Source organism: Sporosarcina sp. BP05 (assembly GCF_014282005.1).
Lineage (GTDB): Bacteria > Bacillota > Bacilli > Bacillales_A > Planococcaceae > Sporosarcina.
This window is the reverse complement of record NZ_JACFTD010000001.1, coordinates 169,571-186,562: the sequence shown is the minus strand read 5'-3', so window position 1 is coordinate 186,562 and position 16,992 is coordinate 169,571. Positions and strand designations below refer to the sequence as shown.

Genomic DNA, 16,992 nt, shown 5'->3' with positions numbered 1-16,992 from the left:
GCGATAGATATGGGAAGAACAGTCATAGTAGGCGGTGCACGTACACCATTCACAAAATTAGGCGGAGCGTTAAAATCACTAACAGCAAGCGATCTTGGGGGGATTGCTATCAAAGATGCATTAAATCGTGCAGGCGTGACAGCAGACGAAGTCGGTGAAGTCATTATCGGAACGGTACTACAAGCAGGGCAAGGACAAATTCCTTCTAGGCAAGCAGCGACGAAAGGTGGACTTCCTTGGTCCGTAAAAACGGAAACCATCAACAAAGTATGTGCATCAGGCATGCGCAGTGTCACACTAGGAGATCAGTTAATACGTCTTGGCGATGAAGAAGTCGTTGTTGCAGGTGGAATGGAGTCTATGTCAAATGCACCTTACTACGTGCCAAAAGCAAGATTTGGATTAAAAATGGGCGATGCAGAACTGATTGACGGTTTGATCTATGACGGACTTTCTTGTTCATTCTCGCCAGACCGTGTTCACATGGGCATTTACGGCAACTTGACGGCTAAAGAATTTTCATTAACGCGAGAAGCGCAGGATGCATGGTCACTTCGCAGCCACGAACGTGCATTGCATGCGATCGATGCGGGATTGTTCGCACAAGAAATCGTTCCAGTTGAAGTCCCTCAGCGTAAAGGTGATTCCATTGTAGTCGATACAGATGAAGCGCCACGCCGCAACACTTCACTCGAATCACTGGCGAAATTGCGACCGGTATTCGGCAAGGATGGCACAATTACGGCCGGAAACGCACCAGGCGTAAACGACGGAGCATGTGCACTTGTGTTGATGAATGAAGAGCGTGCGCTAAAAGAAGGAAGAACACCATTAGCAGTCATTATTGGTCATGCAGAAGTGGCTATTGAACCTGAAAACTTCCCGCAAACACCTGGGCTTGTTATTAATGCATTACTTAAAAAGACGGGTAAGAAACTAGAAGATATAAAGCTGTTTGAAATAAACGAAGCATTTGCAGCTGTTGCTCTCGCAAGCTCACAAATTGCAGAACTAGATCCTGAAAAAGTGAACGTCAATGGCGGTGCAGTTGCACTCGGTCACCCAATTGGTGCAAGCGGGGCGCGTATTATCTTAACACTTGCGCATGAACTGAAACGCCAAGGTGGCGGTATTGGTATTGCGGCAATCTGTTCAGGCGGAGGCCAAGGCGACGCAATTATGATTGAAGTAGCAAAATCAGAATGATCGGGAGGCGTTAATCAATGGACATTAAAAAAATAATGGTTATCGGTGCAGGACAAATGGGCGGAGGAATTGCTCAAGTCTGTGCACAAGCCGGCTTCGACGTAAAACTGAATGATATAAAAGAAGAATCCTATGCGAAAGGGCTTGCAGTTATTACAAAGAATCTGTCCCGCAATGTCGAAAAAGGCCGTATGACGGAAGATGAAAAACTAGCAGTCCTTGGCCGTATTACGAAATCACTTGATCTGCAAGATGCATCGGACGTTGATATTATCATCGAAGCTGCAGTTGAAAATATGGACATCAAAAAGTCCATTTTCGCGAAGTTGGATAAAATCGCTCCGCAACATGCCATTCTTGCATCCAATACATCTTCACTTCCAATCACGGAAATCGCAGCGGCAACGAAGCGTCCTGAACAAGTGATTGGCATGCATTTCATGAACCCGGTCCCAGTGATGAAACTGGTTGAAATCATCCGCGGACTTGCAACTGCTGACGAAGTGTACAAAGCGGTTGAAGACATGACAGTGAAATTGTCTAAAACACCAGTAGAAGTAAATGACTTCCCGGGATTCGTCGCAAACCGTATTCTTATGCCAATGATTAACGAAGCAATCTACACGCTCTATGAAGGCGTCGCAACAGAACAAGCGATTGACGAAGTCATGAAGCTCGGCATGAATCACCCAATGGGGCCGCTTCAACTCGCAGATTTTATCGGACTCGATACATGTCTATACATTATGGAAACGCTACACGAAGGATTTGGCGATTCGAAATACCGCCCATGTCCACTGCTTAGGAAATATGTAAAAGCAGGATGGTTAGGTAAGAAGTCAGGCCGAGGATTCTACGTTTACGACTAACTAACGCTTACATTTAAAGGGGAAATCATAATGGATTTAACATTCACCGAAGAACAGCAGATGATGCGCGACATGGTACAAAATTTTGCAAAGACTGAAATCGAACCGTTCATTCCACGAATGGAAGCTGGGGAATTCCCGCGTGAAATTTTAACGAAAATGGGCGGGCTCGGTTTGATGGGCATTACTGTTCCAGAACAATACGGTGGGGCGGGCATGGATTTCATCTCGTATATTAGCGCTATCCATGAACTGTCGAAAGTAAGTGCCGTTGTCGGTGTCATTCTTTCCGTTCATACATCGGTTGGTACAAACCCGATTATGTATTTCGGTAACGACGAACAGAAAAACCGTTACCTCCCGAAATTGGCTAGCGGCGAATACCTTGGCGCTTTCTGCCTGACAGAAGCATCATCCGGTTCTGACGCAGGCTCACTTAAAACACGTGCAGTCAAAAAAGACGATCATTATGTGCTCAACGGCTCTAAAATGTTTATTACCAACGGTGGCGAAGCGGATGTTTACATCGTCTTTGCATCGACAGATCCGTCTAAAGGGACGTATGGTATTTCAGCATTTATCGTCGATAAAGACACACCAGGCCTCGTCATCGGAAAAGATGAATGGAAAATGGGGCTTCACGGTTCAAGAACAGTGGAGTTGTCGTTTGATCAAATGAAAGTACCTTCTGAAAACTTGCTAGGCGAAGAAGGTGGTGGTTTCAAAATTGCGATGGCGAACCTAGATGTTGGTCGCATCGGCATCGCGGCGCAAGCACTTGGTATCGCAGAAGCAGCACTTGAAGCAGCAACAGAGTACGCCAAACAACGCGTCCAATTTGGTAAACCAATCGCCGCTCAACAAGGCGTAGGATTCAAACTAGCAGATATGGCAACAGCGGTCGAGGCAGCAAAACTACTCGTCTACCGTGCCGCACAACTTCGTGCAGAAGGCCTGCCATGCGGAAAAGAAGCATCAATGGCTAAGCTTTTCGCCTCAAAAGCGGCAGTAGAAGGATCGATTGAAGCAGTTCAAGTATTCGGCGGTTATGGCTACACAGAAGATTACCCAGTCGAGCGCTATTTCCGCGACGCAAAAGTAACAGAAATCTACGAAGGTACAAGCGAAATTCAGCGCATTGTTATTAGCAAACATTTGATGAAGTGATGTCTGCGTTTTTAGGGCGTAATTGCAAACCGAACAACGAAGAGTTCGGTTTGTATAATTCCTGTGCCCTTTGCAGGAATTATACAATAAATATTAATGATAAATACCAACCAAATACCAAATAAGGTGGGAAACCCAATGAACTTTAAACTATCCGAAGAACACGAAATGATCCGCAAAATGGTCCGCGACTTTGCAGAAAATGAAGTCGCGCCAACAGCAGCAGAACGTGATGAAGAAGAACGTTTCGACATGGAAATCTTCAAGAAAATGGCGGATCTTGGACTGACAGGTATTCCTTGGCCTGAAGAGTATGGCGGCATCGGCAGTGACTTCCTTGCGTATTGTATCGCTGTAGAAGAATTGTCACGTGTTTGTGCGTCAACAGGCGTCACTCTTTCCGCTCATACCTCGCTTGCAGGCTGGCCAGTATTTAAATACGGTACGGAAGAACAGAAACAACAATACCTTCGTCCAATGGCAGAAGGTACAAAAATGGGGGCATACGGTCTAACAGAGCCAAGTTCTGGTTCTGATGCAGGCGGCATGCGCACATCAGCGAAGCTGGACGGGGACGACTACGTCTTAAATGGTTCTAAGATATTCATTACAAACGGCGGTATTGCTGACATCTACATCGTCTTCGCGGTTACTGATCCAGATTCAAAACATAAAGGAACTAGCGCATTTATCGTAGAAAAAGATTTCCCTGGCTTCTCAGTTGGGAAAAAAGAGCGCAAACTTGGCATTCGTTCATCGCCTACAACTGAAATCATGTTCGACAACTGTCGTGTACCGAAAGAAAACCTTCTTGGTGAAGAAGGGGAAGGCTTCATCATCGCTATGAAAACACTCGACGGCGGCCGTAACGGAATTGCTGCACAAGCAGTCGGAATTGCACAAGGGGCACTTGACGCAGCTGTTGACTATGCGAAAGAGCGTGTTCAGTTCGGTAAACCAATCGCTGCAAACCAAGGCATCGGCTTCAAATTGGCAGATATGGCGACAGCAACGGAAGCTTCAAGACTGTTGACATACCAAGCAGCTTGGCTTGAGTCAAACAACTTACCATATGGCCAGGCATCTGCAATGGCAAAACTAATGGCTGGAGATACAGCTATGAAAGTGACAACAGACGCTGTTCAAGTTTTCGGCGGCTACGGGTATACAAAAGACTATCCAGTTGAGCGTTATATGCGTGATGCAAAAATTACGCAGATCTACGAAGGAACGCAAGAAATTCAGCGCCTCGTTATCTCCCGTATGCTGACAAAATAAGCGGGGAGGTGTAGGAAAGTGAATAAACGAGAAGTGAAATCATCTGTCAAAGATGAAAATCTGATTGAAAAACGACGTGAACAGATGATTCGGGGTGCGGTGAAGCTTTTTAAAGAGAAAGGGTTCCACCGTGCGACAACCCGCGAAATCGCAAAAGCATCGGGATTTAGCATTGGAACGCTTTATGAATATATTCGCACCAAGGAAGATGTACTCTACCTCGTTTGTGACAGCATTTATAACGAAGTGCATGACCGCCTTTCTGCTCTGCCTACTCAGGAAGGGACAGTTGAGGGATTACAAGTGGCCATTAACCAGTATTATCATTTGATTGATGATATGTCAGATGAATTTCTGGTGATGTACCAAGAGTCGAAATCGCTACCAAAAGATGCATTGCAATACGTTCTGAAAAAAGAAATGGAAATGGTCGCTTTGTTCGAAAGTCTGCTGGATGCATGTGCAAAATCAGGGGAATTGCGCATTTCAACAGAACAAGTAGGTATCGCGGCACATCACATCGTCGTTCAAGGGCAGATGTGGGCATTTCGCAGATGGGCATTGCATAAAAGCTATACGATAGAAGATTATATTCGCGTTCAAACTGATCAGCTTTTTAGGGGATTAATCGGGAAATAAGTAGGGTGCAGGTACTCACACAATTCATAAACTTTAAATTGTATGAGTACCTGGCATCTAGAGCAAAAGGGGTGTTCCACATATGGCAACAGTTGAGATTTATAAACCGAAACACCATATTCGGTTCGTTACAGCGTCGAGTCTTTTTGATGGTCATGACGCATCCATCAATATCATGCGTCGTATTATGCAAGCGAGTGGCGCAGAAGTAATTCACTTGGGGCATAATCGCTCCGTTGAGGAAGTTGTCAACGCGGCAATTCAGGAAGACGTTCAAGCAATTGCAATGTCTTCGTACCAAGGCGGGCACGTTGAATATTTCAAATACATGTATGATCTTCTTCAGGAAAAAGGGGCGCCGCATATTCGCATTTACGCAGGTGGCGGCGGAGTTATCATTCCGAAGGAAATCAAAGAACTGCATGACTACGGCATCACATGGATCTTTTCGCCTGAAGACGGGCGCAAAATGGGCCTTCAAGGGATGATTAACCGAATGATGGAGCAATGCGATTACCTCACAGCGACTGACAATGAAATGGAAAACCTTGAAAAAATAACTGTCGATCAGCCGGAAGTACTTGCAAATGTAATTACGTTTGTGGAGGAAATGTACGGCCAGGACGACGCGCAAGCAGCTGCAGTTGTTGAAAAAGCACGTACACTTTCTAAAAATACGCCGGTTCTTGGGATTACTGGAACAGGTGGGGCGGGAAAAAGTTCGCTTACTGACGAATTAATTCGTAGATTCCTTCATGAACTACCAGGAAAAAGGGTCGCAATCCTATCGATTGACCCGACGAAACAAAAAACAGGCGGGGCGTTACTGGGTGACCGCATTCGCATGAATGCCATCTTCAACAAACGCGTATTCATGCGAAGTCTTGCAACACGCGGTTCCCGTACAGAACTTTCCGGAGCGATTCGGGATGTGCTAGACGTCGTGAAAACAGCTGGTTTCGACTTGATCGTTGTTGAAACAAGCGGAATCGGGCAAGGGGACGCGGAAATTACGGAAGTCTCTGATGCTTCGATGTATGTCATGACAAGTGAATTCGGTGCGCCGACACAACTTGAAAAGATTGACATGATTGATTTCGCAGACCTGATTGTCATCAATAAATTCGAGCGTAAAGGCTCTGAAGATGCATTGCGTCAAGTACAGAAACAGTATCAGCGCAGCCATCTTCTATGGGATAAAGACCTCGATACAATGCCGGTGTACGGCACAATCGCAAGCCAGTTCAACGACAAAGGGACGAATTCACTGTTTGCGGCACTCGTTTCCGTATTGAACGACAAATGCGGCCTTGACTGGGAAACGTCTTATGGGCAATTCGTCAAAACGCAAAAACAAAACGTCATCATCCCGAACGACCGTCAGCAATATTTACGTGAAATCTCAGACACGGTTCGTGGGTACCATAAAAAATCCGAAGTGCAGGAAACACTTGCACGCAAATTATTCCAGCTTGAAGGAGCTATTCAAACGGTCAACGAACAAGCGCCAGACGATGCGCTTGTGACTTCACTGCAAGCACTTGCGGAGGGCATCAAAGAAGAATTGACGTCAGAGTCAAAACGTATCCTCGCCAACTGGGAGAAGTTGAAGGAAGCCTACGCAGGCGATGAATTCATCACAAAAGTTCGCGACAAAGAACTGCGCACTGCTTTGACAACTACAAGTCTTTCTGGATTGAAAATACCAAAAGTCGCGTTGCCGAAATTCAAAGATTACGGAGAAATTCTTCGCTGGGTTTATAAAGAAAATGTACCGGGCTCATACCCGTATACAGCAGGCGTATTCCCATTCAAACGCGAAGGCGAAGATCCAAAACGTCAATTTGCAGGAGAAGGAACGCCGGAACGAACAAATCGTCGTTTCCACTATTTATCGAAAGATGACGATGCGAAGCGACTGTCAACGGCGTTTGACTCTGTGACATTGTACGGAGAAGACCCAGATGAACGCCCAGATATTTACGGTAAAGTCGGGGAATCTGGCGTCAGCGTCTGTACGCTAGAAGATATGAAAAAACTGTACGAAGGTTTCGATCTGTGTGCACCCGCAACGTCTGTTTCCATGACGATTAACGGTCCAGCGCCGATTATTCTTGCCATGTTTATGAATACAGCAATCGATCAACAAGTGCGCATAAACGAGGAAAAACTGGGGCGTGCACTGACGGTTGAAGAATTCATTGCAGTCAAAGAAGGAACGCTTCAAGCAGTTCGTGGAACGGTGCAAGCGGATATACTTAAAGAAGACCAAGGGCAGAATACATGTATCTTCTCGACGGAATTCGCACTTCGCATGATGGGGGATATCCAGCAGTACTTCATCGATGAAAAAGTACGTAATTACTACTCGGTGTCGATTTCTGGCTATCATATCGCTGAAGCAGGTGCGAATCCAATTTCACAATTGGCATTCACACTGTCAAATGGCTTCACATATGTTGAATATTACTTGAGCCGAGGCATGAATATCGATGATTTCGCTCCAAACTTGTCGTTCTTCTTCTCGAACGGACTGGATCCGGAATATACGGTTATCGGACGCGTTGCCCGCCGTATTTGGGCAGTCGCGATGCGCGAGAAATATGGCGCCAACGAACGTAGTCAGAAATTGAAATACCATGTCCAAACATCAGGACGCAGCTTGCACGCGCAGGAAATTGATTTTAACGATATCCGCACAACATTGCAGGCGCTTATGGCATTGCAGGATAACTGTAACTCGCTTCACACCAATGCGTATGACGAAGCCATTACAACGCCAACGGAAGAATCAGTCCGTCGTGCGATGGCTATTCAGATGATCATCACAAATGAGCACGGCCTGTCGAAAAATGAAAATCCGCTTCAGGGCGCATTTATTGTCGATGAATTAACGGATCTCGTTGAAGAAATGGTCTTGCGCGAGTTCGAAAGCCTAAACGACCGCGGCGGCGTGCTCGGTTCGATGGAAACACAATACCAACGCGGTAAAATTCAAGAAGAATCGATGCATTATGAAATGAAAAAGCATTCGGGCGAGTTGCCAATCATCGGCGTTAACACATACTTGAATCCGAATCCACCATCGTCTGATGACGTCGATAACATGGAAATCGCGCGTGCCACGCAACAAGAGAAAGAAACACAAATTCTCAACTTACGTGCATTCAAAAACGTACATGCCAATCAAACCGAAGAAGCCTTGAAGAAGCTGAAAGAAGCAGCAGTATCGGGCGGAAATATCTTCCAAGAATTGATGGAGACGGTAAGAGTTGCGAGTTTGGGACAGATTACGAATGCGTTGTATGAAGTAGGCGGGCAATATAGAAGGAATATGTAACAAGAAAAGCGGAAGCGGCCGTTAAGCCTCGACAGGCGCTGGAGGGTCATCTGAAAAAGGCGCCATTTGCCTTTATCAGATGACCCGAAGCGACCCGAGAGGCTGGCCGCTGAAGCTGGACAGTAAATTCGTGCAAACTTCGGTTTAGCACGGATTTTTCGTTTTCGTGAGTGTGTCGTGCCAGTATAACGAACAAATCTAGCGAAGGAGCGACAAGTGTGAGCCGAAGCAATCAGACCGACAGTGATCTTCTGACGGGCTGATTGCGTAAGGCCATCACCAAGCGACAAAGCGTGTTGAAGGAAATCTCTATCTCCTACATACCATTTAAAATTGTTTAGCGTGTACTTTTCATTTAAATGGATATTGCTTGTAATTCTCACGTATAATAGAGACAATGAATGGAAGGGGTGCTGGCGTGAAACTATATATGCATATATTGATCATAGCCATCCTTGCCACCCTCATTTTTCTGCTATATGATAAAGGACTAGGTGCAATCCCTTTTTTACTTTCTGGAGTATATTTGGGGTCTATTTGTGTGAAAGAACTTCGACACTCCAAAAAGAATAAAAGAATGTAGCATATTTTGGACTGCATTGTTTATAATGATAAGTATGTTTGTGTTTATCCCGCATTAACGGGCAGTAAGATCCCCATTTCAACTCTTCATAGAAATAGGAAGAGTAAATGGGGATCAACTGCCCATAAATGCCCGAATGGCTTAACTAACAATCAGAGGGGGATGAGGAAATCCCCCACTGATTGAAGTTTCGCTTTATAGAAAGGACGTGCATTAATTGAACATCCGTGAAATGACGAAAGAACAACTGTTTGAGGAATCGATGATTGACATCGCCTATGCAGTTCTGGCGGAAAGAAAAGAGCCGCTAACATTGCTTCAGCTAATGGACGCAATCCGCAAACTTAACGGTATAACGGAACGAGTTATGCGAACAAAACTGCAACAATTCTATACGGACATGAACATTGATGGGAGATTCCTTGCTATCAACGACAACCGTTGGGGACTGCGGGAATGGTATCCGGTCGATCAAATCGAAGTAGAAACAGCTCCAGTCGTAAAAGTACGTAAGAAGAAAAAGAAAAAAGCGTTGCTTGAAGACGATGACATCATTGATGACGAGGATGACGAGGATGAGTTGTTCGACGAAGAATTCGATGAACTGATCGATGAAGACGACGACGACGAGGATGACGATGAAGACGACGAGGAAGAAGAAGAGGAAGTTGTCGAGATCGAAGTAGATCTTATTGACCCAGATGACGAGCTTGAAATCATTCCCGATGATGCAGATCTTGAACTTGATGAAGAAGACGAAGAAGAGGAAGACGAGGATGAAATCAAGGAATAATTACTTGACTTCAGGCGTCTGACGCTATAAAATTTTGACTGGGCTCCTTAAAAGGACATGAACCAGTGTATATGCGCTCCTCCTGTAGATACTGTCTACAGACGGGGCGCTTTTTATTGTTTTATTAACTAGAACGAAATAGGCGAATGGAGGAATAAACATGACGAAGTATATTTTCGTAACCGGTGGTGTTGTCTCATCACTAGGTAAAGGAATCAACGCGGCATCACTTGGACGACTATTAAAATCTCGAGGACTTCAGGTGACAATCCAAAAGTTCGATCCATACATTAACGTTGACCCAAGGATGATGAGTCCTTTACAACATGGCGAGGTCTTCGTTACAGAAGATGGGGCAGAAACGGATCTAGATCTTGGCCATTATGAGCGTTTTATCGACATCAAATTGAACAAGTTCTCGAACGTTACAATGGGGAAAGTGTATTCATCAGTACTGAAAAAAGAACGTCGTGGTGAATACAATGGAGCGACAGTTCAAGTCATCCCTCATATTACAAATGAAATCAAAAGCCTGATTAAACGCGCTGGAAAAGAGACGAACGCAGACGTTGTTATTACAGAAATTGGTGGCAGTGTCGGCGATATTGAATCTCTTCCGTATCTTGAAGCACTTCGTCAGATGAAAACGGATCTTGGGAAAAGTGATGTTATGTACATCCATAACACACTCATTCCTTACTTACATGCAGCCGGCGAGATGAAAACAAAACCAACACAGCACAGTGTTAAAGAACTTCGAAGCCTTGGTATTCAGCCAAATATGATCGTTTTACGTAGCGAATATCCAGTGCCGCAAGAGATGAAAGATAAGATTGCATTGTTCTGTAATATTAAATCGGAAGAAGTGATCGAAGCGCTTGACGCAGAGACGCTATACGAAGTGCCACTTAGATTGCATGAACAGAATATGGATAAAATCGTCGTAGATTTCCTGGAACTGGACACAATAGAACCAGATATGACGGAGATAAAAGCACTAGTAAACCAAGTGAAATCCCTATCGAAAAAAGTGCGAATCGGACTTGTAGGGAAGTATGTCGAAATGCAAGATGCTTATATCTCTGCGGTTGAAGCACTTCGTCACGCAGGTTACGGTTTCGACGCAGAAATAGAAATAAAGTGGATTTCTTCGGAAGATGTGACAGCACAGAATGCAGCTGAATTATTATCGGATGTTGACGGAATCCTTGTTCCAGCTGGTTTTGGAAGCCGCGGGATTGACGGTAAAATTGCAGCAATCACATATGCACGTACAAATCGCGTACCATTTTTCGGAATCAGCCTAGGCATGCAATTGGCTGCAGTTGAATATGCACGCAATGTCATGGGAATCAAAGATGCTCACTCGGTTGAATTTGATAAAGAGACGACGAATCAAATAATCGAGAGTCCAGCTGAAATCAATGGCAATGTGGAAGATTACTTCAGACTTGGTGTCTATCCATGTAAATTAAAAGAAGGAACGAAAGCGCGCGCTGCTTACGGCGAAGAGTTGATCTACGAACGCCATCGTAACCGCTTTGAATTTAATAATGAATACCGTGAGCAATTCGAGGCAGCTGGCATGACTTTGTCTGGGATAAGCCCGAATGACCAACTTGTGGAAATCATCGAGCTGGAAGATCACCCATTCTTTGTAGGTGTCTCGTTCCATCCAGAATTCGCATCACGCCCAACACGTCCACAACCGCTATTCCGTGAATTCATCGGAGCAGTAATGGCAGGGAAAGAATAAAGTTTCAGTTGCAAACTATTGGACCGATCATATATGTCGAATGACCAAGCATAACCACCACTCACCAACCCTAAAAAAGCTGCACATAAACGGGAAATCCCCGCTCATGTGCAGCTTTTACTTATCCTCAATCCTCGTCCAAAATCATTTCATCATACGCAATCTTCACAGCTTCATAAACAAACAATGCACTGAGCGCATGCGGCTGAACAATCCGAACGCCGTCGTCGCCAGGCAATAAACCGCGCGTAAGCCCAGTTGATAGATATGTATAGGCTAAATCTTGAAGTTCATTATCTGTGCCTGGCTTTTCGGCGGCGAGTACAGCAAATGGAATGAAGCATTCAGTAAGTTGCCGTGCAAGTTCTAATGCAGGCTCATCCATCGCAGAACGCGTTAACAACCAAATCCGGTCGGCTGTTGAAATATCCATCCCAAACTCATAACGGACGGCGCCGTTAAGGGGTTCCGCACCGTGAAGGGCGGTTGCAGTTACTGCCTCCATTTCACCAAAGCCCGCAATAATAATACGACCATCACCAATTGTTGCCTGCGCGAGAAGACGGGCTGTCTCTTCAATAGACTCTTCACCGTTTCCAGCGATACGTTGAAGAAGTCCACTGATTTGTGTCGTCAACATTTTCAAAATTACCACCTCAAGCTTATTATAGGAAGAAGGGTCCTGGAAAGCAAAAGACAAAGTTTTGTCAAAAAAGAAGGGTATATGGGAAGTTTGTCAAATAGGGTAGGTATAACATCATGGGATTGCAGAAAGAGGGGATGGAGATTGAAGAGTCTGTTAATTGTCGATGATCAAAAGGGAATACGATTATTGCTGGATGAAGTGTTCCGCCGGGAAGGGTTTAAAACAACGCTAGCTGCAAATGGATTAGACGCACTCCAAGCGGTGGAACAAGAAGTGCCAGGCTGTGTCCTGCTTGATATGAAAATGCCAGGCATAGATGGATTAGAGGTTTTAAAAAGATTAAAAATTGGCTGGCCAGAGATACCAGTCATCATGATGACTGCATATGGTGAAATTGAATTAACGGAAGATGCATTAAAAACTGGGGCTGTGAAATATTTCACTAAGCCATTTGATATCTATGAAGTCCGTGATGCAGTGAACGCAATGTTCAAAAACTGACAAAGCAGGCAGTGGTAAACACTGGCTGTTTTTGTTATGATAATAGTGGTATACAATAATCACACTACTCTTTTCAAGATCCTAAGGAGGAATTCGCATGGCACTTGTTTCCATGAAAGAAATGATGATCAAAGGGAAAAAAGAAGGATACGCAATAGGTCAGTTTAATTTAAACAACCTTGAATATACGCAAGCAATTTTGCTGGCGGCACAAGAAGAACAATCTCCTGTCATCCTTGGTGTATCTGAAGGTGCGGCACGATATATGGGCGGTTTCACAACGGTTGTCAACATGGTGAAAGGCCTTATGCACGATTATAAGATCACAGTTCCTGTCGCGATTCATCTTGATCATGGTTCAAGCTTCGAGAAATGTAAAGAAGCAATTGAAGCAGGTTTCACTTCCGTTATGATCGACGCTTCATCGAAACCACTTGCGGAAAATATTGAAATTACGAAAAGTGTAGTTGATTTTGCACATGAACGGGGAGTTTCTGTTGAAGCAGAACTTGGGGTCGTTGGAGGCCAGGAAGATGATATTATTGCTGAAGGCGTCATTTATGCGAACCCTGCAGAATGTAAAGAGCTTGTGGACAAAACAGGAATCGACTGTCTTGCACCTGCACTAGGATCAGTCCACGGACCATATAAAGGCGAGCCAAACATTGGTTTTAAGGAAATGGAAGAAATCTCAAGTCAATCGGATTTACCACTTGTCCTGCATGGCGGAACAGGTATTCCGTTAAAAGATATCCAAAAATCCATTTCATTCGGAACGGCTAAAATTAACGTTAATACAGAAAATCAAATTCAAGGAACAAAAGCTGTTCGTGAAAAACTTGCGGCAGACGCTGAAGCCTACGATCCACGTAAATTCTTGACGCCGATGCGCGATGCCATCAAATTAACGGTTATCGGTAAAATGCGCGAATTCGGTAGTTCACAAAAAGCTTAATTATACGTAGCAAAAAGTAAGAGGAGAAACGTCAGCATTGATGTATTCTCCTTCTTTTAAGGTTTCTTCGTAGATTTTTTGCAAAAACGAGGCGCTAAGAAAAGTACTTACCATAATGTATTCAATATAGGATTACATCCATACTACTAGGGGGAATTTATTCATGAAATTTTTCATCGATACAGCAAATTTTGAAGAAATCAAAGAAGCGCATACTTGGGGCATACTATCAGGAGTTACAACAAATCCTTCTCTTGTCGCAAAAGAAGATGTACATTTCCATGATAGATTGCGAGAAATTGCCGCACTTGTCCCTGGTTCAGTCAGTGCAGAAGTCATCGCGCTTGATGCGGAAGGCATGATTAAAGAAGGACGTGAATTGGCGGAAATTGCACCAAATATTACAGTGAAATTGCCAATGACACCTGAAGGACTGAAAGCTTGCTCGGTCTTCTCACAAGAAGGCATCAAAACAAACGTGACGCTTATCTTCAGTGCAAATCAGGCACTTCTTGCAGCACGTGCAGGAGCGACATATGTTTCCCCATTCCTCGGCAGACTTGATGACATTGGACAAGATGGCATGGCGTTAGTCTCTACGATTGCAGATATCTTCTCAATCCACAATATCAAAACAGAAATTATTGCTGCATCCATCCGCAGCCCACAGCATATTACAGACGCAGCGCTTAGTGGTGCAGACATTGCAACGACACCGTTCAATGTGTTGACGCAGCTATTCAAGCATCCACTAACGGATAAAGGAATCGAAGCATTTCTTGCGGACTGGGAAACTAGAAAGAACAAGTAAGGCATCGAAGGAGAGTCATATGGACGTTTATAAAATAACAGGCGGCAAACCATTGCAAGGGTCAATTAAAGTGAGTGGTGCTAAAAATAGTGCGGTTGCACTTATCCCGGCTTCAATTCTGGCTGATTCCCCCGTTACAATTGAAGGGCTGCCAGAAATTTCGGATGTCGTTACCCTTCAGGCGCTACTGGAAGACATCGGTGGGAAAGTTGAATTTAATAAAGGAACGATGACGATTGATCCAACAGAAATGATATCGATGCCGCTTCCGAACGGTAACGTGAAGAAGCTTCGTGCATCCTACTATATGATGGGCGCGATGCTTGGTAGATTCAAGCACGCAGTCATCGGTTTGCCAGGTGGTTGTCATCTGGGGCCACGACCAATCGATCAGCATATCAAAGGTTTCGAAGCGCTCGGTGCAAAAGTAACCAACGAACACGGTGCTATTTATTTGCGCGCTGAAGAATTACGCGGTGCGAAAATCTATTTGGACGTCATCAGTGTTGGCGCAACAATTAATATCATGCTTGCAGCAGTTCTCGCAACGGGTCGTACGACAATTGAGAATGCAGCGAAGGAACCTGAAATCATTGACGTCGCTACACTGCTGTCTAATATGGGTGCGAAAATCAAGGGCGCAGGAACGAATGTCATTCGTATAGATGGCGTGGAAAAACTTCATGGCACAAGGCACACGATTATTCCAGATCGAATTGAAGCGGGTACTTTCATGATTATGGCTGCTGCAGCGGGCGATGGTGTCACAATCGAAAATGTCATTCCATTCCACGTTGAGGCGCTTACAGCGAAACTTCGCGAAATGGGCGTTGATATTGTTGAAGGTGAAGAACAAATTTTCATTCCAAAGTCGCGTAAATTACACGCCGTCGATGTGAAAACACTTGTCTATCCAGGTTTTCCGACGGATCTTCAACAGCCATTATCGGTGTTGCTAACGCAAGCAGCTGGACCTTCCGTCATTACAGATACGGTTTACTCTGCTAGATTTAAACATATCGACGAGCTCACAAGGATGAATGCTGATGCACGCGTCGAAGGACGATCAGCAATTCTAGCTGGACCGACGCAGCTTCAGGCGGCAACAGTACGCGCATCGGATCTTCGTGCAGGGGCCGCGCTCGTTATTGCGGGACTCATTGCCGATGGAGTGACTGAAGTACAAGAAATTCAGCACATCGAGCGCGGGTATAGTTCCCTTATCGAAAAACTCCAGGGAATTGGTGCGGATATCCGTAAAGTTTCGATTTCGGAAGAAGCAATCGTGGGCGAATGAACGACCCAACACTAGAAAAAATTATGCTATAATTAGTCAGAGTGCCAAAACTTACGGGATCTAACCGTATACCAGGAGGAACACAAATGGAACGTAGTTTATCTATGGAATTAGTTCGTGTTACAGAAGCAGCGGCAGTATCAGCTTCACGTTGGATGGGACGCGGATTGAAAAACGAAGCGGACGACGCTGCAACAACAGCAATGCGTACCGTATTCGACACAATTCCGATGCAAGGGGTTGTCGTAATTGGTGAAGGGGAAATGGACGAAGCACCGATGCTTTATATTGGTGAAAAGCTAGGGACTGGAAATGGTCCTGAAGTGGACGTCGCTGTTGACCCGCTTGAAGGAACAAATATTGTCGCAGCAGGCGGCTGGAACGCACTTGCAGTTATTGCAATTGCGGATAAAGGCAATCTCTTGAACGCACCAGATATGTATATGAACAAAATTGCTGTCGGTCCTGAAGCGGTTGGTAAAATCGATATTGATGCATCCGTAACTGAAAACCTTATGGCTGTTGCTAAAGCTAAAAACAAAGATATCGGTGACATTGTTGCGACTGTTCTTAACAGGGAACGTCACGCTGCTATCATCGAAGAAATTCGCGCTTCAGGCGCACGCATTAAGCTTATCAATGATGGTGATGTTGCGGCAGCTATCAATACTGCTTTTGATGAAACCGGCGTAGACATTTTATTTGGACTTGGCGGAGCACCAGAAGGCGTTATCGCTGCAGTTGGACTGAAATGCCTTGGTGGCGAAATCCAGGGTAGACTCGTTCCTTCAAATGATGCAGAACGCGAACGTTGCATCAAGATGGGAATCGACGTCGACAAAGTACTTTACATGGACGACCTTGTCAAAGGAGACGACGCGATATTCGCTGCAACTGGCGTAACAGACGGAGAACTTCTTCGAGGCGTACAATTTAAAGGCGGTTACTGTGAAACACATTCATTAGTTATGCGTTCGAAGTCCGGCACAATTCGTTTTGTTGAAGGCCGTCACAGCATGGAGAAAAAACCTCTGCTTGTCATGCAAGACTGATAGAGCTCATCGCCCGGCCATAAACCGGGCATCTTCGCTTGTATAGGAAGTACCTGTATATATCCTGAAGGTCCTCGTTTGAAGCGGACCTTCAGGATA

At 44.9% G+C, this 16,992-nt stretch carries 14 protein-coding genes; 13 read left to right on the top strand and 1 reads right to left on the bottom strand.

Annotation, left to right across the window (positions count from 1 at the left end; all coding sequences use genetic code 11):
* Positions 1–9: 9 nt before the first annotated feature.
* From H2672_RS00715 to H2672_RS00680, 8 genes are all read left to right on the top strand, one after another.
* Positions 10–1,206, top strand: a complete 1,197-nt coding sequence (locus H2672_RS00715; protein ID WP_186667948.1) for an acetyl-CoA C-acetyltransferase — start codon at positions 10–12, stop codon at positions 1,204–1,206.
* A gap of 17 nt (positions 1,207–1,223) precedes the next feature.
* Positions 1,224–2,075 (top strand): 3-hydroxybutyryl-CoA dehydrogenase, encoded by an 852-nt coding sequence (locus H2672_RS00710; RefSeq protein WP_186667947.1) that lies wholly within the window; start codon positions 1,224–1,226, stop codon positions 2,073–2,075.
* Positions 2,076–2,105: 30 nt separating this feature from the next.
* A complete protein-coding gene (locus H2672_RS00705; RefSeq protein ID WP_186667946.1) occupies positions 2,106–3,242 on the top strand; it encodes an acyl-CoA dehydrogenase in 1,137 nt (378 codons plus the stop codon).
* Positions 3,243–3,380: 138 nt separating this feature from the next.
* The gene (locus H2672_RS00700) at positions 3,381–4,520 is read left to right on the top strand and encodes an acyl-CoA dehydrogenase (protein WP_186667945.1); all 1,140 of its coding nucleotides are present in this window, start codon (positions 3,381–3,383) and stop codon (positions 4,518–4,520) included.
* A gap of 18 nt (positions 4,521–4,538) precedes the next feature.
* A complete protein-coding gene (locus H2672_RS00695; RefSeq protein WP_483315860.1) occupies positions 4,539–5,159 on the top strand; it encodes a TetR/AcrR family transcriptional regulator in 621 nt (206 codons plus the stop codon).
* An 82-nt stretch (positions 5,160–5,241) separates the two neighbouring features.
* Positions 5,242–8,499: a fused isobutyryl-CoA mutase/GTPase IcmF gene (gene icmF / locus H2672_RS00690; RefSeq protein WP_186667944.1), complete on the top strand. Its 3,258-nt coding sequence runs from the start codon at positions 5,242–5,244 to the stop codon at positions 8,497–8,499.
* Between the two features lie 800 nt (positions 8,500–9,299).
* On the top strand, positions 9,300–9,875 hold the full coding sequence (gene rpoE, locus H2672_RS00685) for a DNA-directed RNA polymerase subunit delta (RefSeq protein ID WP_186667943.1): 576 nt from the start codon (positions 9,300–9,302) through the stop codon (positions 9,873–9,875).
* Between the two features lie 160 nt (positions 9,876–10,035).
* Positions 10,036–11,631 carry a CTP synthase gene (locus H2672_RS00680; protein ID WP_186667942.1) on the top strand — a complete coding sequence of 532 codons (1,596 nt, stop codon included), beginning with the start codon at positions 10,036–10,038 and terminating at the stop codon, positions 11,629–11,631.
* Positions 11,632–11,758: 127 nt separating this feature from the next.
* On the opposite strand, the gene H2672_RS00675 is transcribed toward H2672_RS00680, so the two are convergent.
* Positions 11,759–12,271 carry a DUF2529 family protein gene (locus H2672_RS00675; protein WP_222439264.1) on the bottom strand — a complete coding sequence of 171 codons (513 nt, stop codon included), beginning with the start codon at positions 12,269–12,271 and terminating at the stop codon, positions 11,759–11,761.
* 147 nt (positions 12,272–12,418) lie between these two features.
* On the opposite strand from H2672_RS00675, the gene H2672_RS00670 reads away from it, so the two are divergent.
* The 5 genes from H2672_RS00670 to glpX all read left to right on the top strand — a co-directional run bounded on the left by H2672_RS00670 (position 12,419) and on the right by glpX (position 16,893).
* On the top strand, positions 12,419–12,778 hold the full coding sequence (locus H2672_RS00670; RefSeq protein WP_255485225.1) for a response regulator: 360 nt from the start codon (positions 12,419–12,421) through the stop codon (positions 12,776–12,778).
* 97 nt (positions 12,779–12,875) lie between these two features.
* Complete coding sequence (locus H2672_RS00665; RefSeq protein ID WP_186667940.1) at positions 12,876–13,733, top strand: class II fructose-bisphosphate aldolase; 858 nt, start codon at positions 12,876–12,878, stop codon at positions 13,731–13,733.
* Between the two features lie 163 nt (positions 13,734–13,896).
* Positions 13,897–14,544 (top strand): fructose-6-phosphate aldolase, encoded by a 648-nt coding sequence (gene fsa / locus H2672_RS00660; RefSeq protein WP_186667938.1) that lies wholly within the window; start codon positions 13,897–13,899, stop codon positions 14,542–14,544.
* A 19-nt stretch (positions 14,545–14,563) separates the two neighbouring features.
* Entirely contained in the window at positions 14,564–15,841 is a 1,278-nt protein-coding gene (locus H2672_RS00655; RefSeq protein ID WP_186667936.1) for a UDP-N-acetylglucosamine 1-carboxyvinyltransferase, read from the top strand.
* An 86-nt stretch (positions 15,842–15,927) separates the two neighbouring features.
* The gene (glpX, locus tag H2672_RS00650; RefSeq protein WP_186667934.1) at positions 15,928–16,893 is read left to right on the top strand and encodes a class II fructose-bisphosphatase; all 966 of its coding nucleotides are present in this window, start codon (positions 15,928–15,930) and stop codon (positions 16,891–16,893) included.
* Positions 16,894–16,992: the final 99 nt, after the last annotated feature.